The sequence below is a fragment of the Collinsella sp. AF33-16 genome, from assembly GCF_003475325.1.
GTDB lineage: Bacteria > Actinomycetota > Coriobacteriia > Coriobacteriales > Coriobacteriaceae > Collinsella.
This window is the reverse complement of the sequence record NZ_QRQC01000005.1, coordinates 45,833-70,051: the sequence shown is the minus strand read 5'-3', so window position 1 is coordinate 70,051 and position 24,219 is coordinate 45,833. Positions and strand designations below refer to the sequence as shown.

The 24,219-nt window shown below is 59.4% G+C and carries 25 protein-coding genes and 4 tRNA genes; 10 read left to right on the top strand and 19 right to left on the bottom strand.

What is annotated here, in order from left to right; all coding sequences use genetic code 11:
• Nucleotides 1-90 precede the first annotated feature (90 nt).
• From DWZ52_RS03045 to DWZ52_RS03035, 3 genes are all read right to left on the bottom strand, one after another.
• The gene (locus tag DWZ52_RS03045; RefSeq protein ID WP_118384889.1) at nucleotides 91-957 is read right to left on the bottom strand and encodes a deoxyribonuclease IV; all 867 of its coding nucleotides are present in this window, start codon (nucleotides 955-957) and stop codon (nucleotides 91-93) included.
• 144 nt (nucleotides 958-1,101) lie between these two features.
• Complete coding sequence (locus DWZ52_RS03040; RefSeq protein ID WP_233547251.1) at nucleotides 1,102-2,121, bottom strand: Gfo/Idh/MocA family protein; 1,020 nt, start codon at nucleotides 2,119-2,121, stop codon at nucleotides 1,102-1,104.
• A 90-nt stretch (nucleotides 2,122-2,211) separates the two neighbouring features.
• A complete protein-coding gene (locus DWZ52_RS03035) occupies nucleotides 2,212-3,402 on the bottom strand; it encodes an aldo/keto reductase (protein WP_118384888.1) in 1,191 nt (396 codons plus the stop codon).
• 163 nt (nucleotides 3,403-3,565) lie between these two features.
• Between DWZ52_RS03035 and DWZ52_RS03030 the strand changes: the two genes are divergently transcribed.
• Nucleotides 3,566-4,336: a cyclase family protein gene (locus tag DWZ52_RS03030; RefSeq protein ID WP_118384887.1), complete on the top strand. Its 771-nt coding sequence runs from the start codon at nucleotides 3,566-3,568 to the stop codon at nucleotides 4,334-4,336.
• A gap of 117 nt (nucleotides 4,337-4,453) precedes the next feature.
• On the top strand, nucleotides 4,454-5,368 hold the full coding sequence (locus DWZ52_RS03025; RefSeq protein WP_233547250.1) for a ketopantoate reductase family protein: 915 nt from the start codon (nucleotides 4,454-4,456) through the stop codon (nucleotides 5,366-5,368).
• A 108-nt stretch (nucleotides 5,369-5,476) separates the two neighbouring features.
• On the opposite strand, the gene DWZ52_RS03020 is transcribed toward DWZ52_RS03025, so the two are convergent.
• The 3 genes from DWZ52_RS03020 to DWZ52_RS03010 form a co-directional block, all read right to left on the bottom strand.
• Nucleotides 5,477-5,683: a hypothetical protein gene (locus DWZ52_RS03020; RefSeq protein WP_117564436.1), complete on the bottom strand. Its 207-nt coding sequence runs from the start codon at nucleotides 5,681-5,683 to the stop codon at nucleotides 5,477-5,479.
• A 191-nt stretch (nucleotides 5,684-5,874) separates the two neighbouring features.
• Nucleotides 5,875-6,651 (bottom strand): hypothetical protein, encoded by a 777-nt coding sequence (locus DWZ52_RS03015; protein WP_118384885.1) that lies wholly within the window; start codon nucleotides 6,649-6,651, stop codon nucleotides 5,875-5,877.
• Nucleotides 6,652-6,962: 311 nt separating this feature from the next.
• On the bottom strand, nucleotides 6,963-8,273 hold the full coding sequence (locus DWZ52_RS03010; RefSeq protein ID WP_055251414.1) for an O-acetylhomoserine aminocarboxypropyltransferase/cysteine synthase family protein: 1,311 nt from the start codon (nucleotides 8,271-8,273) through the stop codon (nucleotides 6,963-6,965).
• 273 nt (nucleotides 8,274-8,546) lie between these two features.
• Between DWZ52_RS03010 and DWZ52_RS03005 the strand changes: the two genes are divergently transcribed.
• From DWZ52_RS03005 to DWZ52_RS02985, 5 genes are all read left to right on the top strand, one after another.
• A complete protein-coding gene (locus DWZ52_RS03005; RefSeq protein WP_118384884.1) occupies nucleotides 8,547-9,449 on the top strand; it encodes a LysR family transcriptional regulator in 903 nt (300 codons plus the stop codon).
• 48 nt (nucleotides 9,450-9,497) lie between these two features.
• Nucleotides 9,498-10,034 carry a ribonuclease HI gene (gene rnhA, locus DWZ52_RS03000; RefSeq protein WP_117776457.1) on the top strand — a complete coding sequence of 179 codons (537 nt, stop codon included), beginning with the start codon at nucleotides 9,498-9,500 and terminating at the stop codon, nucleotides 10,032-10,034.
• A gap of 75 nt (nucleotides 10,035-10,109) precedes the next feature.
• Nucleotides 10,110-11,216 carry a Gfo/Idh/MocA family protein gene (locus DWZ52_RS02995; protein WP_118384883.1) on the top strand — a complete coding sequence of 369 codons (1,107 nt, stop codon included), beginning with the start codon at nucleotides 10,110-10,112 and terminating at the stop codon, nucleotides 11,214-11,216.
• Between the two features lie 2 nt (nucleotides 11,217-11,218).
• Complete coding sequence (locus tag DWZ52_RS02990) at nucleotides 11,219-11,629, top strand: acylphosphatase (protein ID WP_118384882.1); 411 nt, start codon at nucleotides 11,219-11,221, stop codon at nucleotides 11,627-11,629.
• A gap of 61 nt (nucleotides 11,630-11,690) precedes the next feature.
• The gene (locus tag DWZ52_RS02985; RefSeq protein WP_172677978.1) at nucleotides 11,691-12,071 is read left to right on the top strand and encodes a Fur family transcriptional regulator; all 381 of its coding nucleotides are present in this window, start codon (nucleotides 11,691-11,693) and stop codon (nucleotides 12,069-12,071) included.
• A 15-nt stretch (nucleotides 12,072-12,086) separates the two neighbouring features.
• Here DWZ52_RS02985 and DWZ52_RS02980 read toward each other — a convergent pair whose 3' ends face one another.
• The 3 genes from DWZ52_RS02980 to DWZ52_RS02970 all read right to left on the bottom strand — a co-directional run bounded on the left by DWZ52_RS02980 (nucleotide 12,087) and on the right by DWZ52_RS02970 (nucleotide 13,978).
• Nucleotides 12,087-12,884, bottom strand: a complete 798-nt coding sequence (locus DWZ52_RS02980; RefSeq protein ID WP_117655274.1) for an HAD-IIB family hydrolase — start codon at nucleotides 12,882-12,884, stop codon at nucleotides 12,087-12,089.
• A gap of 83 nt (nucleotides 12,885-12,967) precedes the next feature.
• Nucleotides 12,968-13,546 carry an urease accessory protein UreE gene (locus tag DWZ52_RS02975; RefSeq protein ID WP_118384881.1) on the bottom strand — a complete coding sequence of 193 codons (579 nt, stop codon included), beginning with the start codon at nucleotides 13,544-13,546 and terminating at the stop codon, nucleotides 12,968-12,970.
• Nucleotides 13,547-13,549: 3 nt separating this feature from the next.
• On the bottom strand, nucleotides 13,550-13,978 hold the full coding sequence (locus tag DWZ52_RS02970) for a peptidylprolyl isomerase (RefSeq protein WP_118384880.1): 429 nt from the start codon (nucleotides 13,976-13,978) through the stop codon (nucleotides 13,550-13,552).
• A gap of 120 nt (nucleotides 13,979-14,098) precedes the next feature.
• On the opposite strand from DWZ52_RS02970, the gene DWZ52_RS02965 reads away from it, so the two are divergent.
• Together DWZ52_RS02965 and DWZ52_RS02960 are read left to right on the top strand one after the other, a co-directional pair.
• Nucleotides 14,099-15,112: a dipeptidase gene (locus DWZ52_RS02965; RefSeq protein WP_118384879.1), complete on the top strand. Its 1,014-nt coding sequence runs from the start codon at nucleotides 14,099-14,101 to the stop codon at nucleotides 15,110-15,112.
• Nucleotides 15,113-15,186: 74 nt separating this feature from the next.
• On the top strand, nucleotides 15,187-15,963 hold the full coding sequence (locus DWZ52_RS02960) for a M48 family metallopeptidase (protein WP_158572402.1): 777 nt from the start codon (nucleotides 15,187-15,189) through the stop codon (nucleotides 15,961-15,963).
• A 6-nt stretch (nucleotides 15,964-15,969) separates the two neighbouring features.
• Here the strand turns inward: DWZ52_RS02960 and folB are convergent, their stop codons facing one another.
• The 4 genes from folB to nrdG form a co-directional block, all read right to left on the bottom strand.
• A complete protein-coding gene (gene folB, locus DWZ52_RS02955) occupies nucleotides 15,970-16,455 on the bottom strand; it encodes a dihydroneopterin aldolase (RefSeq protein WP_055251396.1) in 486 nt (161 codons plus the stop codon).
• Nucleotides 16,456-16,498: 43 nt separating this feature from the next.
• Complete coding sequence (locus DWZ52_RS02950) at nucleotides 16,499-17,080, bottom strand: HD domain-containing protein (protein ID WP_172622418.1); 582 nt, start codon at nucleotides 17,078-17,080, stop codon at nucleotides 16,499-16,501.
• A gap of 2 nt (nucleotides 17,081-17,082) precedes the next feature.
• Nucleotides 17,083-17,640 carry a GTP cyclohydrolase I FolE gene (folE, locus tag DWZ52_RS02945; protein ID WP_055251394.1) on the bottom strand — a complete coding sequence of 186 codons (558 nt, stop codon included), beginning with the start codon at nucleotides 17,638-17,640 and terminating at the stop codon, nucleotides 17,083-17,085.
• Nucleotides 17,641-17,706: 66 nt separating this feature from the next.
• Nucleotides 17,707-18,288, bottom strand: coding sequence for an anaerobic ribonucleoside-triphosphate reductase activating protein (gene nrdG / locus DWZ52_RS02940; RefSeq protein WP_055251392.1), 582 nt, complete (start codon nucleotides 18,286-18,288; stop codon nucleotides 17,707-17,709).
• Nucleotides 18,289-18,404: 116 nt separating this feature from the next.
• Here nrdG and DWZ52_RS09925 point away from each other — a divergent pair, with 116 nt between their 5' ends.
• Nucleotides 18,405-18,578, top strand: coding sequence for a hypothetical protein (locus tag DWZ52_RS09925; protein ID WP_158555244.1), 174 nt, complete (start codon nucleotides 18,405-18,407; stop codon nucleotides 18,576-18,578).
• Nucleotides 18,579-18,714: 136 nt separating this feature from the next.
• Here the strand turns inward: DWZ52_RS09925 and nrdD are convergent, their stop codons facing one another.
• The 6 genes from nrdD to DWZ52_RS02910 form a co-directional block, all read right to left on the bottom strand.
• Nucleotides 18,715-20,937, bottom strand: a complete 2,223-nt coding sequence (nrdD, locus tag DWZ52_RS02935; RefSeq protein WP_117766069.1) for an anaerobic ribonucleoside-triphosphate reductase — start codon at nucleotides 20,935-20,937, stop codon at nucleotides 18,715-18,717.
• 680 nt (nucleotides 20,938-21,617) lie between these two features.
• Nucleotides 21,618-21,692, bottom strand: a tRNA-Val gene (locus DWZ52_RS02930).
• Between the two features lie 3 nt (nucleotides 21,693-21,695).
• Nucleotides 21,696-21,771 (bottom strand) — tRNA-Gly (locus DWZ52_RS02925).
• 142 nt (nucleotides 21,772-21,913) lie between these two features.
• Nucleotides 21,914-23,647 (bottom strand): glycoside hydrolase family 13 protein, encoded by a 1,734-nt coding sequence (locus DWZ52_RS02920; protein WP_233547249.1) that lies wholly within the window; start codon nucleotides 23,645-23,647, stop codon nucleotides 21,914-21,916.
• Between the two features lie 364 nt (nucleotides 23,648-24,011).
• Nucleotides 24,012-24,087: transfer RNA gene (locus DWZ52_RS02915), tRNA-Gly, on the bottom strand.
• A gap of 42 nt (nucleotides 24,088-24,129) precedes the next feature.
• Nucleotides 24,130-24,203 (bottom strand) — tRNA-Cys (locus DWZ52_RS02910).
• Nucleotides 24,204-24,219: the final 16 nt, after the last annotated feature.

Here is a 24,219-nt window from a genome sequence, read left to right as displayed (position 1 = left end):
ATTATGCACCCGGAATTACGAATCTGCAATGAGAAAACTGATTGAAACAAACCCATAACGTGAATGGAATACTCCACTTAGCAACAGTCATTACTGCTGCAATGACCTTAACAGTTTGATTTCAGCTGCATAACCTGCAAGTTCGTTCGGCGTCTCCAAAATAAATGGAAGTGCACGCAAGCGGCTATTCGATACAATATTCTGCATAACCTGCATACCGCCGCCAAACTCTTCACTACCCAGGTAGCCCTTGCCGATGCACTCGTGGCGATCCTTATGGGCGCCGCAGGGGTTCTTGGAGTCATTGATATGCACGGCGCGCAAGCGCTCGATACCCACCACGCGGTCGAACTCGTCGAGTACGCCGTCCAGGTCATGGATGATGTCGTAGCCAGCATCGCTCACATGGCAGGTGTCCAAACAAACGCCCAGCTTATCGGACAGCTCCGGGCACTTGGCGGCAACGCCCTCGATAATGCGCGTCAGCTCTTCAAAGCTACGGCCCACCTCGGTGCCCTTGCCCGCCATGGTCTCAAGCAATACCGTCGTCTGCTGTCCCTCAAACATCACCTGGCACAGCGTGTCGACAATCATCTGAATGCCGGCGTCTGCCCCCTGTCCCACATGCGCACCGGGATGGAAGTTGTAGTAGTTGCCGGGCAGTGCTTCCAGACGCTGCAAATCTTCCGCCATAGCCTCCAAGGCAAACTCGCGCGCTCGCTCCTTAGCGGAGCAGGGGTTATAGGTATACGGGGCATGCGCCACCAGCGGTCCAAAGTCGTTTTGCGCCATAAGCTCGCGCAGAGCCGCCACGTCATCCATGTCAAGGTCTTTTGCCTTGCCACCGCGCGGGTTGCGCGTAAAGAACGCAAAGGTATTGGCGCCAATGGACAACGCCGTCTCCCCCATCGCCCGATAGCCCTTCGTCGTCGAAAGATGACACCCGATCGTCAGCATCTCCAACTCCCCCTCATCAGTTGCGGTGAAATACGGTCTATTGGTGCCTTATTTTGGCGCAATCAGACCGTATTCCACCGCAAGATATAAAAGGGGCATCAGGGGCAAGGTCCGCCGAGCCCCCTTGAGCACCAGCACCGCAGCCTAGAGCGTCAAGCGAATCGCATCGATTATCTGCGCGCAGCGCTGCGTGGCGGCAAGAGGCATAACGGGGCTTTCAAGCTCTCCCGTCTGGACGAGCTGCGTCGCATGCTGAATTTCGCCGTAGAAATCATCGACATCAAACGGGGCATTAATTTCGAGCATTCGTCCGTCGGAGTACTTCACATGGGCGAGCTCGGGGCGATGGAGGCGCTCGATTTCCACCGAACCCCGTTCGCAAGCAATCATTAAGCGGCTTTCATATGCTGCTTTGCCGTCGCACACCATATGAATGGGTATACCGCCGACACTCATATGGATCTCATCGGCCCAATCCACGCGGCCGCCTAATACGTCACGCCAGCGAACTTCACGAGACGAAACATCGCACGCACCCGCAAGCAGATCCTCAAACCACCCGACCGCATAGCAGCCCATGTCATATAGACAGCCGCCCTGCAACGGATCGAGCAGATAACTCGAAGGGAACTCACCATAATCGAGTTTTTGCACGCTTTCGATCGAGACGATACAGCCGAGCTCGCCCGACGCAAGCAAGTCCTCCACGCGAGTGCGCATCGGGCAAAACCGATTCTTCATCGCCTCCATAAACAGCACGCCGCACTCGCGAGAGGCGGAGGCAATCGAGAGAGCCTCTTCCTCACTCAAAACGGCCGGCTTTTCGCACAGCACGGCCTTTCCGGCGCGCAGCGCGCGACAGGCCCAACGCGTATGCATACCATGCGGAAGAGCCAAGTAGATTGCGTCGACATCGGGGTCGGCAATCAGCGCATCATAAGCCGCATCGCCGCCATCGTCAGCCGTGACATAACTGTGCGCAGCATCGATCGAAAACGCTCGACAAAATTCCTCGACATGTGCAGGAGTGCGGCCGGCCGCAGCCACCAGCCGTGCCCCGTCGACCTTCTTGAGCGACGATGCAAATCGATGCGAAATGTGCCCAGCGCCCAAAACGCCCCAACGAACCTCACGCAAATCATCACATGAATCCCGATAGCCCACGACAGCCCCCTTCAGTTGCGACGAAATAGTTCCTGCTATCGCCCTATTCTGCCGCAAACAGGAACTATTCCATCACAAGATATAAAAGGGTCATGAGGAGCGAGTTTTGCTGAAGACTTTAAGCGCGGCCGTTACGGGGCCAGGCTGGAAACGTCGGCGCGCGTCGTCGAGACGCTCGGGGATATCGATGTGTTGCGGGCAGTGACGCGCACATTTGCCGCACTTGACGCAATTGCTCACGAGCTTGGGCTCGCTCGTGCGCACCGCGCTCGCCGTAAAGTATTGCGACAGCCCCGTAAACCAGCTGTGCGCATAGCTCGCGTTGTAAGCGGCAAAGCAGCCGGGAATGTTAATACCCTTGGGACATGGCATGCAGTAGCCGCATCCCGTGCAGGGCACGCGATTCGATTTTTCAAACTCCGCCAGCACGCGTGCGATGGTATCGAGCTGAGCGGCTGTCATCGAATCCGGCAGGGCCCGATCGGCCAGCACCGCGTTCTCGTCCACCTGCGCGGTATCGGTCATGCCCGAAAGCAGCATCGTGACTTGAGGATGGTTCCACACCCACGAAAGGCCCCAAGCAGCCGGCGTCTTCAGGTACGGATCGCGTACGTCATCGAGCACGGCGCGGGCCCGCGGAGGCAGCTTGCCCGCCAGGCGTCCGCCCAAAAGCGGTTCCATCACAAACACCGCGAGCCCGCGCTCGGCGGCTGCTATAAGTCCCGCCGTTCCCGCTTGGTAGCGCTCTCCAGCGTAGTTGTACTGAATCTGGCAAAAATCCCAGTCATACGCGTCGAGCATCGTGAGGAAGTCCGCCGCACTGCCGTGATACGAAAAACCTATCTGGCGAATACGCCCCGCAGCCTTTTGGTGCGCAATCCAGTCTTCGATGCCCAACGCCACCACGCGCTCCCACTGGGCGGGCGAAGTGATGTTGTGCATAAGGTAATAGTCGATATGGTCGGTCCGCAGGCGACGCAGTTGCTCGTCGAAGAACCGGTCGAAATCCTCCGCGCACTTGCACGAAGCGTGCGGCAACTTGGTCGCCAGCAACACCCGGTCGCGCAGCCCCAAGCGCTCAAGTGAGGCGCCCACGCACGCCTCGTTACCGGGATAGAGATACGCAGTATCCAGATAATTAATCCCCAGCTCCACCGCATGGGAAATGATGGCATCGGCTGTCTTCGCATCGGGGTGTCCCGGCGAACCGGGAAACCTCATGCAGCCCAGACCCAGAGCAGATATTCGGTTACCACTTTTGGGGTCAACGCGGTATTGCACGGCCCCTCCCTTCGCCATCAGCGCCCCGGCAAGGCGAAACACAATGGTCACGCGGCCGAAACATCGTGGAATCGCAATCGAGAACGTATCGTAACGCAGCAGAAATCGAGCTGTCACGGCACCGCTTTAACATCAGCAAAAAGCCCGATGAAAGGAGTCACCCATGCCCGCGCTCGACCTTTGGAACCTCGCATCCCAGCTCAAAAGCACCGATTATCGCTGGGTTGACCTCACCCATATGCTCTCGTGCGACACCCCGCACTGGTTTGGCTTTGAGCCATTTGAGTCCACCAAGCTCTTCGACTACCTGCCCGGCACGCCCGAAGATATGCTCGCGCCCATGCGTTGCTTCCAGTATTCGGTCGCCTCGCAGTACGGCACCCACGTCGACGCGCCGCGCCACTTCCATGTTGATGGCCGCTCCCTTGGCGAGATCGAACCTATCGAGTTTATGCATCCGCTCTGCGTCATCGACAAGCACGAGGAGTGCGCCGCAAACCCCGACTTTATCCTGACCATCGATGACCTCAAGGCTTGGGAGGACGAGCACGGTCGCATTCCCAAGGACGCTTTCGTCGCCTTCCGCTCCGACTGGTCCAAGCTCGCCGACCTCGAAAACAAGGACGAGGACGGCCAACCCCACTACCCCGGCTGGGACCTCGATGCCATCAAATGGCTTGTAGAAGAGCGCAACATCGGTGCCATCGGCCACGAACCGGCAGACACCGACCCCGCAACCGTGACCACACGCGAGGATGCCTACCCCTACCCCGGCGAACAGTACATCCTCTCAGTCGACCGTTACCAGATTGAGGTCATGGACCATCTGGACGAGCTTCCCGCCACGGGCGCCGTCATCTTCTGCACCTTCCCCAAGGTGCGTGATGGCGTCGGATATCCCGCACGTGTCTTTGCGGTCTGCCCCGCGTCATAAGTTCCCATGCGTTTGTTCTTCTAAATACGGCCATCCGGTGCACGCGACATGGCCCGGCGGCATACAATCCATCAGACGCCCCATACGCGGTCGCCTTTTTATGGGGAGATGATTCACATGCAGATCAACAAGGTCGCCTTCATCGGCAAGGGCGGCGTGGGCCTGCTCTACGGCAGCATGATCGCCCAAGCGCTCGGCAACGACGCCGTCGAATACGTTATGGACGACGCGCGCTTTGAGCGCCACGCGGGTGATGCGCTCACCGTCAACGGCAAGCCCTGCGCGCTCAAGTCCGTCCGCGCGAGCGAGGCGACGCCCGTCGACCTGGTCATCCTCACGGTCAAGACAACCGGACTCGACCAGGCGCTCAAGACTATGGAACGCATCGTAGGGCCCGACACGCTCATCGCATCCCTATGCAACGGCATCACGAGCGAGCAAAAGATTGCCGAGCGCTTTGGCTGGGAGCACACCGTCCTCGGAATCTGCCAAGGCATGGACGCTGTGTTTCTCAACGGCGCGCTCACCTTTACCAATGCGGGCGAGATCCGCTTTGGTGCGGCCGCCGGCACCGACCCCGCGACCGTCACCGCTATCGACGGGCTCTACACGCGCTGCGGCATCGCCCATACCGTCGAGCACGACATCGCACATCGCATGTGGGCCAAACTCATGCTCAACGACGGCATCAACCAGACCTGTATGGCCTACGGCGGCACCTACGGAAGCGCTACGGAGCAGGGCTCCGAGCAGCTCCGCAGTTTTGTCTCCGCCATGCGCGAGACGCTTGCAGTCGCCAATGCCGAGGGCATCGAGCTCACCGAGGAAGACCTGACGCAGATGGTGCGTCTCATAAAAGGGCTCGATCCCGCCGGCATGCCCTCGATGGCGCAAGACCGCATCGCTCAACGCAGAACCGAGGTCGAGGAATTTGCGGGTACCATCTGCCGCCTCGCGGCCAAGCACGGTATCCAGGTGCCGCAAAACGAATGGCTCTATTCGCGCATCCGCGAAATCGAGGCCAGCTGGTAACGCCGCCGCACCGCATCCAACAGTCTCAATAGCAAAAACCGCCGCAAAGGGCACTCCCCTTGCGGCGGCTTCCTTCTTCATCTATGGGCAAAACCAGCTTCACAACGGCTAGCGCCGCACCTGCGGCGTCTCGTCCTCGTCATCGCGACAAAGGGTCACGCCCGCACTTCCCAGCAGCGCTGCTGCGATGAGCGCGCCGACCACAATAGGAGCAGCCCCGCACGAGCCCTGCATGCCTGCGACAAACGCAGCTGTAGGGCCAAGACAGCCAAGTACCAATGCGACGGCGGCGATAGCGATATCTCGAGCGTTCATGAGACCACTTCCTCCACGAGAAAGACCTTATTTCTCATGAACCAGTGTGCCCCGTATGCATACGCCCAGCGTACCGCCACGGTAAGGGCTCTGTTAGCTCAAACGCACATAAAGAAAGGGCGGCTTTACGTTGCCTAAAAGCTCAGTAAAGACGCCCGCCCATCATGTGCCTATTTTGCTCTGATAGCAGATTACCAACCGGTGTAGTAATCGGTGGTTCCGGCGGCGCAGCCGGAGTCATAGACCTTGCAATCACCCTTGGAGCCCGTAAAGGTCGAGCCCTGGGCCATATCGCCCGCGGCAACAACGTAATAGCCGTCGGAATCGCGCCAGAAGCCCTCAGAATCCTGAGTCCATTCGCCCGTGCGATAGTGATAAAGCACATTGCTGCTGTAATAGGTCTCGCGGCGCCCGTTGTAGTTATTGACACCCGCAGAGCGCGTCAGGCCCGATCCGTTCGCGTAGGACGCGGCAGACGCGTAGGACGGAGTGTAACCGGCGTTGTAGTACGAAGCCTGGGCGGCCTCGGCAGCCTCCGCCTCGGCTGCGGCGGCCTCGAGCGCTTCGCGCTTGGCATTCTCAAGCGCAGTGCGCAGCTCATCGAGCTCGGTCGACTTCGCGTCGACCTCCCCCATCGTCAAAAGGCTGCCCGCACCATCGATACAACCCTGCAGCACAGCGTGCTCGTCATCGGTGGCATAGTCACCATACATATTCATAATGATCTGAGCGCGCATCTCAAGGGAATCGCGCTTGGCCTCCATCGAGGCGTTCCACTCCTGCATGGAACCATAACCATCGCCGCGATAATCAACGGGCTGTACCAGCGTCGCCTCGGACGGCGTAGATCCAACCGTATCGGACAGTGTTGCCGCGTGGGCATCAGTTGCGCCGGCGCCTGCCAAAAGTGCCACGGTCAGAGCGGCGGAAAGGGCAGCGGCTTTCGGTTTTCGTGAATCGATCCTCATGTAGCTGGAAACCTCCGTAGTGCGTTTTTGCTGCGTTTGAGCTGCGTGTGATTCGATCGCGCTGCATAGTACCTCGAGCAAATCGCGACCTGCGGTTTTACTCAAAAGGCGCACGTCAATTGCGTAAAACTCACATCCTCTCAACAGGAGTTTTCCACAACTCGAATGCATAAAGCATGCCAAAAACCCTGTAATAGCGCCCTTCCTATGCAAAAAAGACGCCTGCGCAACCATTGCTTGCGCAGGCGCCTTGAGCAGGCATTTATGCAGTTATACCTATCGAGTCGCAAGGGGTCCTTGCACAAGTCGCCTTACTCGTCCAGCGCGGCGAAGGCCTGCTTCAGATCCCAAATGATGTCCTCGGCGTTCTCGGTACCGATGGAAAGACGGATCGTGGAGGGCGTGATGTTCTGCTCGGCGAGCTCCTCGGCAGAGAGCTGGGAGTGCGTGGTGGTAGCCGGGTGCACGACGAGCGACTTGACGTCGGCCACGTTGGCGAGCAGCGAGAACACCTGCAGATGATCGATGAACTTCCAGGCAGCCTCCTGGCCACCCTTAATCTCAAAGGTGAAGATCGAGGCGCCGCCGTTGGGGAAGTACTTCTGATAGAGCTCGTGATCGGGGTGCTCAGGCAGGCTCGGGTGGTTCACCTTGGCAACGTGGCTGTCGCCGGCAAGGAACTCAACGACCTTCTTGGTGTTCTCGACATGGCGGTCGACGCGCAGCGACAGGGTCTCGGTGCCCTGGAGCAGGACCCAGGCGTTGAACGGGCTGATGCAGGCACCCTCGTCACGCAGCAGGATGGCGCGGACATAGGTTGCGAAGGCGGCGGGACCGGCAGCCTCGGCAAACGAGACGCCATGGTAGGAGGGGTTGGGCTCGGCGATCTGGGCGTACTTTCCGCTCGCCTTCCAATCGAAGTTACCGCCGTCGACGATCACACCGCCCAGCGAGGTGCCGTGGCCGCCGATGAACTTGGTTGCGGAGTGGACAACGATATTGGCGCCATGCTCCAGCGGACGGAACAGATACGGGGTGCCGAAGGTGTTGTCGACGACAACCGGCAGACCGTGCTTCTTGGCGATCTCGGAGATGGCGTCGATGTTGGGGATGTCAGAGTTGGGGTTGCCGAGCGTCTCGAGATAGATGACCGTGGTGTTGTCCTTGATGGCACCCTCAACCTCTTCCAGGTTATGAGCATCGACAAACGTGGTCTCGACGCCAAACTGGGAGAGCGTATGCTCGAGCAGGTTGTAGGAGCCACCGTAGATGGTCTTCTGAGCCACCACGTGGTCACCAGCCTGGGCAAGAGCCTGCAGGGTATAGGTGATGGCAGCGGCACCGGAGGCGACGGCAAGACCGGCCACGCCACCCTCGAGCGCGGCGATACGGTCCTCAAAGACGCCCTGGGTGGAGTTGGTCAGACGGCCGTAGATGTTACCGGCGTCGGCAAGACCAAAGCGGTCGGCGGCGTGCTGGGAGTTGCGGAACACATAGCTCGTGGTCTGGTAGATAGGCACGGCGCGGGAGTCGGATGCGGGGTCGGCGCTCTCCTGGCCAACATGAAGCTGCAGGGTATCGAAACCAAAGGTGTGCTCGGGGTTGTTGATGAACTGGCTCATGATGATCTCCTTGATCGAACGAAAGTAAATAAAAAGAGAGAAGTAAGTCGCTGTCTCCTGATCACGCCGACGGGCGCAAACAGGAGCCCGGCATTCGTCTTGGTAAGCAATTCATATGCGGGCCTCCTTTCGCATCCCGGTTCCGTGGTCGGCTTAATTACCTACCGCCTTTGTGTGTTTTGAATAGTACGAGCATCGTCTCCCTCAGTCAATCACTTAAAAGCGCTAGCCTGTTATCGGTTTTTTAGATAGCTATCGAAAGGACGGGCGCCGATGACCCTCCAGCAGCTTCGCTTTCTTATCGCCGTGGCAGAATCCGGCTCAATTAACGCCGCAGCGCAGCGCCTCTATACCGCACAGTCCAATATCTCCAACGCCGTCAAAAGCCTCGAGCAGGAGCTCCATCTGGAGATCTTTACGCGCTCCAGCCGCGGCGTCACGCTCACCAACGACGGCACCGAGCTTTTGGGCTATGCGCGTCAAGTCGTAGAGCAGGCCGATATGCTCGAGGCCCGCTACGAGGACGGCGGCACGCCCCAGGCGCGCCTTGCCGTCTCGGCCCAGCATTACGCTTTTTCGGTCGAGGCCTTCGTCAACGTCGTCGAGCGCTGCCGGGACAGCAAGTTCGAATTCATCATGCGCGAGACCACCACGTCGCAGATCATCGATGACGTCCGCGCGTTTCGCAGCGACATCGGCATCCTCTATCTGGACGACTTTAACGCCCGCGTTCTGCAGAAGGCCTTCGCCGATGCCCGCGCAAGCTTCCATCCCCTCTTCGACGCGACGGTCCACGTCTTCGTTAGCGAGCGCCACCCGCTCGCACGCCGCCCGCAGCTGTCCCTTGCCGACCTTACACCCTATACGCGCTACAGCTTTGAGCAAGGCACCTCGAGCTCCTTCTATTACGCCGAGGAACCTTTTAGCTATATCCCTTGCGACCGCAACATACGAATCTCGGACCGCGGAACACTTACTAACTTACTTATCACGTCGAACGGTTACACCCTGTCGACCGGTGTCCTCTCCAATGAAATGCAATGGGGTATGGCATCGATCCCGTTAGCAGACGCCCCAACGATGCACGTAGGCTATATCATGCACGACGAGCGCAAGCCCTCTCCCCTCTTGCAGCAATACCTCGACGAGCTCAACCGCATCATCCGTGCCAACTAACTGTCGGAAGACGGGGTAGAAATCGTAGATTGCTAGCCCCCGGCGGGCATGGCGCTACAATGGTCACTCACACGAAACGTACCCAACGAAAGGAAGCCCGTGAAGGTCATCATCTATACCGACGGCTCGGCCCGATCAAATCCGGGACGCGGCGGCTACGGCGCCGTGCTCAAATACACCAACCCCGCCGGCAAGACCTTCACCTCCGAGCTTTCGCGCGGCTACGCCAAGACCACCAACAACCGCATGGAGCTCATGGCGGTCATCGTGGCGCTCGAGGCACTTAACCGCCCCTGCGAGGTCGAGGTCCATTCCGATTCGCAGTACGTCGTCAACGCCTTCAACAAGCACTGGATTGACGGCTGGAAAAAGCGCGGATGGAAAACCGCCAACAAGCAGCCCGTCAAGAACCGCGACCTGTGGGAGCGCCTACTCGCCGCCAAAAGCAAGCACAAGGTTGAGTTCATCTGGGTTAAGGGTCACGCCGGCCATGAGCTCAACGAGCGCTGCGATGAGCTCGCCACCACGGCGGCCGACGGCAGCAACCTCGATATCGATACCGGCTTTAACGAGAGCGACCTGTAACGGCGTTTTCGCACGCTATTTCCTGCCCCCTCGCGCTACACTCATCCTGTAAACCGAACGGCACGAGGGGGATACATGCCGCGTATAGCGACCATCGGCACATCTATGATTACCGACGACTTTATCCAGGTCGTCAACGCCAACGACCAAGCCGCGTTTGTGGGCACGCTCTCGCGCGATGCCGAGCGCGGCGCCGCCTTTACCGCCGAACACGGCGGCGAGCGTAACTTCACCGCACTTGACGAGCTTGCGTCCGCCGACGACGTCGACGCCGTCTACATCGGCAGCCCCAATGCGCTTCACTACGAGCAGGCCCTTGCCTGCATCGCCGGTGGCAAGCATGTCATCGTCGAGAAGCCCTTCTGCGCCACCGAAGCGCAGGCGCTGGAAGTCTTCCGCGCTGCCGAGGCAGCAGGTGTCGTGGCCCTCGAGGCCATGCGTCCCCTCCACGACCCCGCCTTCCACGCCATCGAGGACGCCCTAGGCGAGATCGCCCCCATCCGCCGCGCCTCATTGCGCTTTGGCAAATATTCCTCGCGCTACAACGAGATTCTCGCGGGACGCGCCACCAATATCTTCGACTGCAATATGGCATCGGGTTCCCTCATGGACATTGGCGTCTACACCGTCGAGCCCATGGTCGAGATTTTCGGCATGCCCTCCGGCCTTACGAGCATGGCTACTCTGCTCGACCCCGCCACGCGACAGCTCACGCACGGCCCCATCGACGGCTGCGGTTCCATCCTCGCCAGCTACGGCGGTGGCCGTATCTCCGTCGAGCTCGCGCACTCCAAAATAACGAATGACCTGCTGCCCTCGCAGATCGAAGGCGAGCGTGGCACTATCCAGATCGACCATCTGTCCACGCCCCGCAACGTCCGCATCGACTATCGCGGCGATGTCGTACGCGGCTCGGCGACCGAGGCACCGCGCGAACAGGGCGACAACGGCCGCGTGCTCGACCTGCCCAAATCGAGCAACACTATGGAATACGAACTCACAGACTTTATCACCGCCATCGGCGGCATCGATAACGTTAAGGAAGAGATTTGGGAGACCCCGGCGGGACGTCACGAACTTGGTCACTACCGCGATGTCACGCTCGTCTCGCTGCGCATCATGGATGCCGTGCGCCAGCAGGCCGGCATAACCTTCCCGGCCGACGCAGGCAAGCAGGCATAGCGATGGGCCTCTTCGATACGCTCTTCTCCAGCGTCACCGGCGGCAGTCGAGAACCTCAAAAACCATCAAACGTCGAGCTCGAGCTGCGCCGCAGGCTTACTGTGCTCGCAAGCGACGAGGCCACTCAAGACACTCCCCTGCGCTATTTCCTGCGCTGGGCGGGGCAAGTCCAGGGCGTTGGCTTTCGCTTTACCAACACCAACCTCGCGCAGGCACGCGCGCTCACCGGCTGGGTGCGTAACATGGAAGACGGCTCAGTCGAGATGGAGATACAGGGAGCTCCGGCAAATATCCTATCTCATCTCGAAGCGCTTCATGCCTCCTACGAGCGCATGGGAACGCGTTTTCGCCTCGCAGACGCCCAGGCTCGAGCCCCACTTGCCAATGAAGACGGTTTCACGCCTCGTTATTAGTATTGTGTGCTAAATACGGTATCATTTACCTACGACCGTTAATAGAAAAGAGGCGAGGCGCATGGCGGTGCAAAGAAGGAATACCAGGCAGCGAAAGCTGGTTCTTGACGCCGTGCGCCAAAGCTATAACCATCCCACCGCCGACGAAATCTACAACGTCGTGCGCGCGCAGGATGACAAAATCAGCCGCGGTACAGTCTACCGCAATCTCAATCTCTTGGCCGACGCCGGCGAAATCCTCTCCATCAAGACGCCGGGCGGCAGCCGCTTCGATCGCACCATCGAGCCGCATGCGCATATCATCTGCACCTCGTGCAGCCGCGTCATCGACGTACCGCTCCCCTTCGATGCCCAGCTCGACGCCAAGGCGTCCGAGCAAATCGGCTGGCACGTCACGTCGCACTACACCATCTTCGAGGGTCTCTGCCCCGACTGCCGGTAGATGTTTGGGACATGCCTACTCAGCAAGTAGACGACGCAGCTCCTCTTCGACCGTGCGCACGTAGCGGACACGGTCATTGACACCGCGCATGCTGGGATTGCAGCTCTCCATCAGATAGGGATGGCCCACCACGTTGAGCATGTCGCGATCGTTTTCGTTATCGCCAAACGCCATCATTTCGTTAGGTGAGATCCCCAGCGCACAACCATAATCGGCAAGCGCGGACCCCTTGCCCGAATCAAAGCCGATAAAGTCGGTCCATTCGGTTCCCGACGTCATCACATCGACCCGGTCGCTAAAGCGACGCACAAAATACTCCAGCGCCGCCGGCTGCTCCGCCTCGGGCGTCTGGAAGGCAATCTTAATGACATCCTCGTCAATGTCTTCGGGACGGTCGACTACCGCCACATCACAATGGACCTCATAACGCAGGTGGTCAACAAACGCATCGTTGCTGCTCATGGTGTAGAGGTGTCCCTCGCACGAAAGGGTCACGTCGGCATGGGGGTACGCAACCACGGCATTCGCGATATCCATGGCCAGGCCACGCTCCATAGAACGCTTGACCACGGCACGCCCCTCGCTCATGACCAGGGCTCCGTTTTCGCATACATAGGCGAGTTCATCGGCCACCGGGGCAAACAGGTAGCGCAGGCTCGCATATTGACGGCCACTCGCCGGCATAAACACGATACCGCGACGATGCAGCTCATCGATAAGCTCAAAGGCCTCGGAACGCGGCTCGCGCTCCCCCGGGTGCAGCAGCGTGCCGTCCAAATCGCATGCAATCAGCTTGATTCCCTCAAGACCCATATGCTTCCCCCAAAGCCTCCTATCAACAGCAAGACGGACCTTGATCGGTCACCCCTCAAAGCCCGTCTTGCGCATACGCGCGCTTAGTCGCGCGTCTTTTTAACGATGGTAAAGTCCGGAGCCATGCTCACGACAACATCGGCCGCGCTCGACGCAAAGCGTCGGCCCGCATCGAGCTCGCGCGAAACGATCGAGATTCGAGCTCCCTCGACACCCCGAAGCATGCGGCCCAAAACAGGCTGCACCGGCGTATACATGCGCACGGTATGCTCGTCCGAGTCGCCCCGGAAGAGCGGCGCATGCATGTTGCCGATCTCCCAGCACGCATGCGCGAGTGCAATCGGATCCATGCGGTCGACTTCGACCAAATAGACCTCGGCGCTGCGCAGGCGCACGACAACCGCCACGGGCACCATGCCCGAACGGTCAATGGCGAGCACGTCGCCATCGGCAAGACGACCGCCGTCGGCAGTATCCAGCCGAACATCGATCGTGCGTCCCAGCTCCGTCACGCCCACAAACGCGCAGGCATCAGCCTGGTCCCAATCGAGCAGTAGCTCGTCAACTTCAAAGACACCGCCCAGCTCCCGGCGAAGTAGGAGTTCATAGGACGGATCGTTGAGATTTCCCAAGCATGTCGTCGAAACCAAGCGTTCAGGCATACTCTAGCCCTCGACCTCGACGAGCTCGATATCAAAGTTGAGATCCTTGCCGGCGAGCTCGTGGTTGGCGTCGAGCGTCACGGCCTCGGGCGTCACGTCGATGACCACGGCGGGGACGGGCATGCCGCTCGGCGTGGACAGGAAGAGCTTCATGCCCTTCTCGATCTGCTCGATGTTGGGAACCTGTTCGGCCGGGAAGGTCAGAACCATCTCGGGGTTGTGCTCGCCGTAGGCATCGGCAGCGGGAATGTGCACGGTCTTCTTCTCGCCCACCTGCATGTCGACAACAGCGGCGTCGAAGCCCTTAATCATCTGACCGGCGCCGCAGGTGAACTCCAGCGGCTCGCCGCGATCGTAAGAGCTATCGAACTGCGTGCCGTCGTCGAGCGTGCCACGATAATGGGTCTTGACCTTCTTGCCCTTGTTGGACATGGTAACCTCCGTGATAAGGGCGGCGCACAACGCGGGCCGCCGTGAACATATGGCGCTAACTATACCCTAGTCATACAATTCAAAGACAGTTTGCAAAGAAACGCTGCAACCGGAGGAACCATGGCATATCCCGTATTTGACCTACACTGCGACACCGCCGACCGCATCGGCTGGGCCACGCTCGATCTCGACCTGCGCTTTACCGCCGGCACCGACGGTTATTTCCCCGGCGACGAAACGCATCCGCAAGATTTCGACCTCATCGAGGGCAACGCCTGCGCCATCTCGCTCGCAAAGATCGGCAACACGCCGTGGGCACAGTGCTTCGCCACGTTTGTCCCCGACGAGATTCCCACCGCCCACGCCGCGCGCTTCCAGGCGCAAATCATGGCGCACATGAGCGGCCAGGCGATGCTCAACCACGACCGTATGGTCAACGTGCGCAGCGCCGCAGACATTCGCCCCGCGCTCAAGGACGGCAAGGTCGCCTGCATCCACACCATCGAAAACGCCACGTTCTTTGCCGAGGACCCCGCGCTGATCGAGGTGCTCAAGAGCCTGGGCGTGCTTATGTCGTCACTCAGCTGGAACGCGCAGGGACCGCTCGCGAGCGGCCACGACACCCACGCCGGCCTCACCGCCGCCGGCATCGAGGCGCTTACGCAGATGGAGCACGCCGGCATGGTGCTCGACGTCTCCCACCTCAACGATGAGTGCTTTGACGAGGTCGCCGCCCGCGCCACGCGTCCCTTCGTCGCCAGCCACTCCAACTCCCGTGCGGTTTGCGGCGCCAAACGCAACCTTACCGACGACCAGTTCCGCGCCATTCGCGACATGGGTGGCATCGTCGGCCTCAACTACTGCAGCGAGTTCCTTTCCAACGACGCAACCGACAAGACCGCCGCAGACGTCACCTTCGACCAGCTGGCGGCGCATATCGAGCACTGGCTCGACCTGGGCGGCGAGGACGTCATCGCGCTCGGCGGCGACTGGGACGGTGCCACGGTGCCCGCTTTCCTCTCCGATGCCAGCAAGATGCCCGAGTTCCAGAACATGCTTTCCAAGCATTTTGGCAAGACCGTGATGCAAAAGCTCTGCAGCGACAACGCGCTTGCCTTCTTCGAGCGTTATTAATTTCACATCCCTTGAGCGGGCCGGCATGCCGAACGGTCGACATGCCGGCCCGTCCCCGATCTGAAGGACCGCTTTTGACGCAGCAGTTTACGATTTCCGCATCCCGACCGGATGGGATGACCATCCCCGTCGTCGTTACCAAAAAGCGCGTCAAGAACTTCAACCTACGCGTCACATCGAGCGGCGAGGTCCACGCCAGCGCACCGATCGGCGCCAGCCGCGAGCGTATCGAAGCGTTTGTGAAGCGCAACAGCGCCTGGATTATCAGCCGACTTGCCCAGCGCGAGCAGCGTCAGGCGACGGCACGAGAGCCGCTCAGCCCCTCGTCCATCATTGCACTTTGGGGCAAGCCCATCACGGTACAGGATGCACTCGATCACAACTTTGCATCCCCCGCACCGCGACCCAAACAGGCCACCTTCGCAAGTTTTATGGGTACCGATGAATCGGACGAAGGCCCGCAGGCCAAGCGGCACGCAATCCTCGACGTCCTAACGTCCGATGAGCTCCAAGCCCACATCGACCAGCTCTACGCGTCCGAGGTCACATCGGCGCTGCGCGACATCGTGCACGCGTACGAAGTCGCAATGGGCGTCACCGTGGCCCGCATCTCCGTGCGCAGCATGAAAACGCGCTGGGGATCATGCACGCCCAAATCCGGCGCCATTCGCATCGCGCGCGAGCTCGCCGCCTACCCCGTCGAATGCCTCGACATGGTTGTCGCCCACGAGCTCGTCCACTTGCTCGAGCCAAGCCACAATCAGCGTTTTCACGCCCTGCTCGACACGTACTGTCCCAACAATAAAGCTCTGTCGCAGCGGCTCAAGCAGCCACCCATAGAGTCGTATTAGAACCGGTTAGCGCACGCGCTCGATCTCGACGCCGCAGCTTGCCAGGGGCAGGCCAACAGGAGCCCACGGCTTATCGAGCTTTATGCGCACACCAAGCAGCGAGGGATAACGGCGCAGCAGCATCTGGGCTGTCCCCTCGGCTGCCGCCTCGATGAGCTTAAACGTATGCTCGCGCAGATAGCCATCGACATCGTGGCACACCGAGCCGTAGTCAATCGAGGCATCCAGGTTATCGTGCTCCCCCGCCGCGCGCAGGTCGGCATAGAGCACCAGAGAAACGATGAACTTCTGACCCAGCGCGTTCTCCTCGGGATACACGCCATGGTTGGCAAAAACCTCAAGGCCGTCAATGACAATACGATCGGCATGGCGCAGATCATCATAGCTCACGTGAGGCACCGCCGTTGCGGTGGATATTTCGCCCCTTCCACGGCGGGCGAGCTCAGCACCTTCAGTCTTGGTTGCATTCTCGGGCAGTTTTTTGTTACTCAACGCGATCGTCTCCTTCGTTTAGAACCCCAACCGCGCAAACTAACTACACGCGAATCGACAGGTTCTTTTTATCATCGCTCCAGTTGCAAGCATTGCGCGCGGGGCATGCAAAGCAGGCGCGCGACGCTTTGTCGGCCGCATAGAGCAGACGCTCAAGCGGTTGGCTGTTCACGCGCAGCTTTCGATGGCCCAGAATGGCCGTCTTAATGGCTGCGGCATCGGCCGGCTCAAACGCCACATCATCGGGCATGCCGCCGAGAATCGCATCAGCGACGCGTTCGCTTGCAACATCATGGGATATACCCGATTCATACTGTTCATCTTTGCCGATATCGTGAAGAAGTGCCGTGGCGTAGATGACCTCGCGGTCAAATTCGAGCTGCTCCTCGAGATTCTTGATCCACATAATGCGAGCGACATCGAGCAGATGGTCAATACCGTGGCGGCAGAAGATGCGCCCCGATTCCAACTGTACGATGTTGCCCAGGTGCCGCCGGAACAGCCCGTTGGCACAAATGTAATCAATGCGAGGCATGGCACCAAAGGGGGCCAGGCCCGAAGCCATAAAGCCGCGACGCGACGTCCCCTCATCGGTCTTCGATGTAAAGTCGTTGACGACTCTCATGGTTAGCGGCCCAGCATCCTAAAGAAACGCTCCTCGAGCGCGGGATCGGTCTCAAAGACGCCGCGGCGAGCAAGCGTCACGGTCTTGGTGCCGGGCTTTTGCACGCCACGCATCGTCATGCACATATGCTCGGCCTCCATCAACACAATCGCTCCCTGGGGAGCGAGATAATCCATGAGGGCATCGGCAACCTGTGTGCACAGTTGCTCCTGCAGCTGAAGACGGCGGGCATAAACCTCAACCGTGCGGGCGAGCTTGGAAAGCCCAGCCACCCGACCGTTAGGGATATAACCAATGGCGGCCTTGCCATAAAACGGCAGCAGATGATGTTCGCACAGCGAGTAGAACGTAATGTCGCGCTCGATAACCAAATCGTTCGAAGCGACGGCAAAGGTTTTGGACAGGTGCTCCTCGGCACTCTGGTCCATGCCGCCGGCGATCTCACCATACATACGGGCAACGCGCGCCGGGGTCTCCAGCAGGCCCTCACGAGTTGGGTCCTCGCCTATGCCCTCAAGCAACAGCTTAATGGCGGCCTCGACTTTTTCCTGATCGACCATCTGGGCCTCACTTTTCCGATTTCACGTTCGCGCTATGGTACCACGCCCTCCGGCATCGACCACAAGCTACATAGTATGGGTCGAATAGACTGGATCGTCCCGCCAAAGCTCCACAGCGTCGCAAAGCGCAACGCCCTCACGCACGGCGCGGTCGCGCGTAGCGTTCATATCGATCACACGCTGGTTACTCGAGCCCCTAAAGCGCAACGAGATATCATAAAGATCCTGAACAAACGGGCCATCCACCAACATGTCGAGGCAGGCAAGGATACGGTCCGTGACCTCGGTATGGTGACGACCACCCGGCATAAGCTCCTCGAGCACGTCGCCGGTAAAACACCAAATGGTCTTTCCTGACCCCGCAGGATAAGCGGCACGAACACGCTCGACAAACTCAACGAGCCCCGCCTGGTTCTCGGGCTCCATGGGCTCTCCGCCCAGAATCGTCAGGCCGTCAATAAAGGGATGATCGAGGCTCTCGATAATCTTGTCCTCGACGGCACGATCAAAGGGCTCGCCCGCAGCAAAGTCCCACGCGACGGAGTTAAAGCAATTCTTGCAGCCACGACGGCACCCGCTCACAAACAGAGAAGTGCGGACGCCTTCTCCATCAGCAATGTCGAAATACTTAATGTTCGCGTAGTTCATAGGTAACTCTCCCGGGAGGCCGGGACATATCATCCCGTCCTCAAACATTCTCGGCCTTCGGCCTGCGAAACTGCGGGCGGGACGATATGTCCCGGCCTCATGCAAAGGGTAACTCAATGAACGAAGCGAACATCGAGTATAGGGTTCGAGGTCTAATAAAAACTGGGCTGCGGCTCAACCGCCATCGCAAGCAAAGCGTTGTTGCAAGTCAACTCATTTCCGCTAAGAACTTCGAGGAGCGAGCAGGCTGCGTGCTGCATCTCAGCTACATCAACTTGGCCGCCCCGTAGCGAGGCCCCGGACCTTTGCTCGATATGAGTTCCGCACGAACAGGAGGCGCCAGTGGCGCCTCCGTCGTGAGCCAGGACTGTCCGAAATAGCGAGTAAAGGTCCGGGGCCTCGCTACGGGGCGGCCTGGGATGGTTATTAGAGATGCAGCACGCGGTCGCGGATCTCCTCGGTTCGACCCTGGTTCCAGAACTGGGTACCGATGTAGCCGCACGTGCGACGGGCGACATTCATCTTCTCCTGGTCGCGGTTGCCGCAGCTGGGGCACTCCCACACCAGCTTGCCGTCATCCTCGACAATCTTGATCTCGCCATCGTAGCCGCACACCTGGCAGTAGTCGCTCTTGGTGTTGAGCTCGGCGTACATGATGTTGTCGTAGATATACTGCATCACGCGGATGACAGCCTTGAGGTTGTCCTGCATGTTGGGAACCTCGACGTAGGAGATGGCACCGCCCGGCGAAAGCTGCTGGAACATGCCCTCGAACTTGAGCTTGTCGAATGCGTCGATCTCCTCGGACACGTGGACGTGGTAGCTGTTGGTGATGTAGCCCTTGTCCGTCACGCCCGGGATGATGCCAAAACGACGCTGCAGGCACTTGGCGAACTTGTAGGTCGTCGACTCAAGCGGGGTACCGTACAGCGAGAAGTCAATATCGCTTTCGGCCTTCCACTCGGCGCACTTGTCGTTCATGCGCTGCATGACTGCCATGGCAAAGGGCGTGCCCTCCTTCTCGGTGTGGCTGTGGCCCGTCATGTACTTGACGCACTCATACAGGCCGGCATACCCCAGGCTGATGGTGGAATAGCCGCCCACGAGCAGCTTATCGATCGTCTCGCCCTTCTTCAGACGCGCCAGGGCGCCGTACTGCCAAAGAATCGGCGCGGCATCCGAAAGCGTGCCCATCAGGCGCTCATGACGGCACAGCAGGGCACGATGGCACAGCTCAAGGCGCTCATCGAAGATCTTCCAGAACTTGTCCATGTCCTGATGCGAGCTCAGCGCGACATCGGGCAGGTTGATGGTCACAACACCCTGGTTAAAGCGGCCATAGTACTTAGGTTTGGTCGGGTCATAGTTCAGCGCGTTGGCAACATTGTTAAAGCCGTTGCCCGAGCGGTCGGGCGTCAGGAAACTGCGACAACCCATGCAGGTGTAGCAATCGCCGTTGCCGGCGGTCTCGCCCTTCGACAGCTTGAGCTCGCGCATCTTCTTCTCGGAGATGTAATCGGGCACCATGCGCTTGGCGGTGCACTTGGCGGCGAGCTTGGTCAGATAGAAGTACGGCGAATCCTCGCGAATGTTATCGTCCTCGAGCACGTAGATAAGCTTGGGGAATGCCGGGGTAATCCACACACCGGCTTCGTTCTTAACGCCCTCATAGCGTTGACGAAGCGTCTCCTCCACGATCATGGCAAGGTCGTGCTTCTCCTGGGGCGTACGGGCCTCATTGAGATACATAAAGACCGTCACGAACGGCGCCTGGCCATTGGTGGTCATAAGGGTCACGACCTGATACTGAATCGTCTGGACGCCGCGACGGATCTCATCGCGCAGACGGTCCTCAACGACCTCACGGACCTTTTCGGCAGATGCCGAAACACCGAGCTCCTCGAGCTCGCGGGCAACCTCGCCGCGAATCTTTTGACGGCTCACCTCAACAAACGGGGCAAGATGGGTCAGCGAAATAGACTGGCCGCCGTACTGGGAGGAAGCAACCTGGGCGATAATCTGCGTCGCGATGTTGCAGGCAGTCGAGAAGCTGTGCGGCTTCTCGATCAGCGTGCCCGAGATAACGGTGCCGTTCTGGAGCATGTCCTCCAGGTTCACCAGGTCGCAGTTATGCATGTGCTGGGCAAAGTAGTCAGAATCGTGGAAGTGGATCAGGCCCTCATTGTGGGCATCCACGATCTCCTGGGGCAGCAGCACACGCTGAGTCAGATCCTTTGAAATCTCGCCGGCCATATAGTCGCGCTGGACGGAATTGACGGTCGGGTTCTTGTTAGAGTTCTCCTGCTTGACCTCTTCGTTATTGCACTCGATCAGCGACAGAATCTTGTCGTCGGTCGTGTTCTTCTGGCGCTTCAGGCTCTGAACATAGCGATAGATGATGTAGTGGCGGGCGACCTCGTAGCAGTCGAGACGCATGATCTCGTCCTCGACCAAATCCTGGATCTCCTCGACCGAAACGGTGTGGCCCGCGTTCTCGCATGCCTCGGCGACGTTTTGCGCCGCATAAACCACCTGGCGGTCGGTAAGACGAGAGCTCTCCTCGACCTCCAAGTTTGCGGCGCGGATGGCATTGACGATCTTATCGATGTCAAAGACAACCTCGGTGCCGCTGCGCTTGATGATCTTCATCCTCTTGCCTCTTTCGCGTCGTAGCCTCATTGCGCTTCAGAGCCAAACGATGCCCGGCAGGGCCTGCCCCTGCCTTGCGGCGCCGTCGCGCAATCTGTGTTCTCGATAAACCATAAGCCTCCATGCGGACATTCCCTAGAGCCAATCAAGCGGTTCAAGGACACGTTCAAAAGAGGCAGTTAAGGTCTTCGTTCTCTGTCCGCCATCTATCATACGACAAAGAAGCATCTATATCCTGTATTCTTTTTTTAGGTCAAACACAACATATAGTGTTTCAGCAGGTCAAAGCAATTGGTCATTTTGCAGACGCATTAAAAATGAGGGGTATTTGACAAGTCGGTAAAACGTTACCAACACGGCTACCTGCATGGCAGTTATAAAACCCCCTTAGTCAAGCCGCTGACAAATCCTACCAAAACCAAGCCGCTCACGCCAAAAGAATCCAAAAGATTATGCTTGACCAACATGTTGCGGTCGTGCCTTGCCGAGCTCCATGCAACCGCGGCACGAATCCTTGAAAGATATGTGCATGCAAACGGAGAAGATGGGAGTTTTCTCGGATGACTACTGAGAAGCATTCCGGAAGATCAAAAACTCGATATTTGGTGACGTATTTGGCGACCCATTTGGCGACGTAAAACAAAACAGCCCAGAGGCGATGCCTCTGGGCTGCGAACATTTGGTGGGCGTTAGAAGATTTGAACTTCTGACCTCTTCCGTGTCAGGGAAGCGCTCTCCCCCTGAGCTAAACGCCCAAATGGAGCGGACAACGGGGCTCGAACCCGCGACCCCAACCTTGGCAAGGTTGTGCTCTACCAACTGAGCCATGTCCGCCTGCGAGGATTTAATATACGGGATGATCCACCCAAATGCAAGAACTTTTTTTGAAAAGTTTTGCGACGCCCTCGCGAACCTCGCGAAGACATCAGCCACCACGGAAGGTGTAGGCAAACGCAAGCTCGCCGCAAGAGGCCCCCTACAACTCAGCGAGCATGATCCAGGCAGAGCTGTCCTGCGCGAGCCTGCCATCTGCAAGCGGTGATGAGGTGAGCAGGACCCTGCCCGCCGGCAGCTCCACGGGTGCTGCACCGAAGTTCGTCACACACGCCCAGCCGTTGTCGCGGCGATAGGCGATGACGCCGCCCTCAGCGCCCTCGGCACCATCCGCAAGGCCGGTGCACCCGTCAAGATCGAGCCACGCAAGATCGTTGGCGCACCCGCGCAGCTTGCGCCGCAGCCAGAGGGCGTCGCGATAGAACGCAAGCATCGATGCCGGGTCCGCTTCTTCCCTATCGGCAGCGTAATCGGAAAACCATGCAGGCTGTGGCAGATGGGGCGCCGCATCGGCGTCCGCCGGTGAAAACCCAAACGATCCGCCCTGCGCGGGATCGTCCGCTGCCACCCACGGCAGGGGCACACGACAGCCGTCGCGCCCCTTCTCGCGCTTCGGTCCGTGCGTATTGGTCGCAGTGGGATCTTCGAGTGCAGCCCACGGGATGTCAGCCACCTCAAAAAGGCCGAGCTCCTCACCCTGATACACGTATGCCGAGCCCGGAAGCGCCAACTCAAGCAAAAGGGCTGCCCGCGCGCGGCGCTCGCCGAGTTCACGGTCCTCGTCATAAGACGACCCGTCGCGTAAGAGCCAGTCGAGCGCAATCTGATGGTAGCGCGTCGCCTTGATTTGCGGCAGGGCATAGCGTGTCGCCACGCGCGGCACGTCGTGGTTGGAGAGTACCCAGGTCGAGGCGGAACCGGATTCGATGACCGCCTTCAAGCCCTTCTCGATTGCAGCGTGCATGTCATCATAGGTCCAAGTGGCCTTGGCGAACTCAAAGTTGAATGTCTGGCCAAGCTCGCTGGGGCGTGCGTAGAGATACTGGCGCTCGGGCAGAACCCACGCCTCGGCAACGGCGCTGCGCGGCGGATCATAACGGTCGAACACGCGGCGCCACTCGCGATAGATCTCATGGACCTCGTTGCGGTCCCACAGCGGATGGGTGCCGTCCTCAACCATGTCATCGCCCTCGGCGAGATGCCACTGGTCGAGGTCATCGCGGTCGAGATCCTTGGCGAGACCGTGCGCCACATCAATGCGAAAGCCATCGACGCCTCGATCGCTCCAAAACGCCAGGACGTCGCAAAAGAACGCATGAACCTCGGGACACGACCAGTCAAAGTCCGGCTGCTCGGGCGTAAACATGTGCAGATACCACTGACCGTCCGCGACGCGCGTCCAGGCGGGGCCGCCAAAGTTGGCATTCCAATTGGTGGGAGGCAGCTCGCCGTGCTCGCCGCGACCATCGCGGAAGATATAACGGGCGCGCTCGGGTGATCCGGGGCCGGCGGCAAGAGCGGCTTTGAACCAGGGGTGCTGGTTGGACGAATGGTTGGGCACGATGTCGACGATGACCTTGATGCCGTGCGCATGAGCCGCAGCGATCATGTCATCGAAGTCGTCAAGCGAGCCGAGACGTGGGTCGACATCGCAGTAGTCCGCCACATCATAGCCGCCATCGACAAGAGGCGATGGGTAAAACGGGCTCAGCCAGATGGCCTCGATGCCCAGCTGCTCAAGATAGTCCATCTGCTGGGTAATGCCCGCGATATCGCCCAGACCCGAACCAGTCGAATCCTTAAACGAGCGCGGATAGATCTGATAGATCGCGGCATCGGACATCCATGGGCGCGACGAGGACTTTTCTGTAGCCATGGGATGAGTCTCCCTTGCAACGAGGTTTTGCGAGATGCCCACGATGATACGCCCAAAGCGGACATTCGCGGCAAACAACGCCACAGCCACGCCCCAAACGCTCGCTCCCTCACGGGCTCGAGCCCAGACGACGGGTACGAAAAAGCCCGGCTACCGTAGTAGTCGGGCTGTTACGCTTGGAGCGGACAACGGGGCGTCTGCGTATTCGCTTCGCGGATCCGCACCGGCTTCGGCCGCCTGCCGGCGTCCTCGCCAGCTCGCTACAAACGCTCCGCGTTTGCTTAACGCTCGCTCCCTCTCGGGTTCGAGTCCAAGCGATGGGTACGAAAAAGCCCGGCTACCGTAGTAGTCGGGCTGCTGCGTTTGGAGCGGACAACGGGGCTCGAACCCGCGACCCCAACCTTGGCAAGGTTGTGCTCTACCAACTGAGCCATGTCCGCATATGTAAAACAAAACGGGCGCCGGAGCGCCCGGATGTTGCCTGGAGGCGAAGCCCGGATTCGAACCGGGGGTAAAGGCTTTGCAGGCCTCTGCCTTACCACTTGGCCACTTCGCCGAAAAAGGACCGCCTA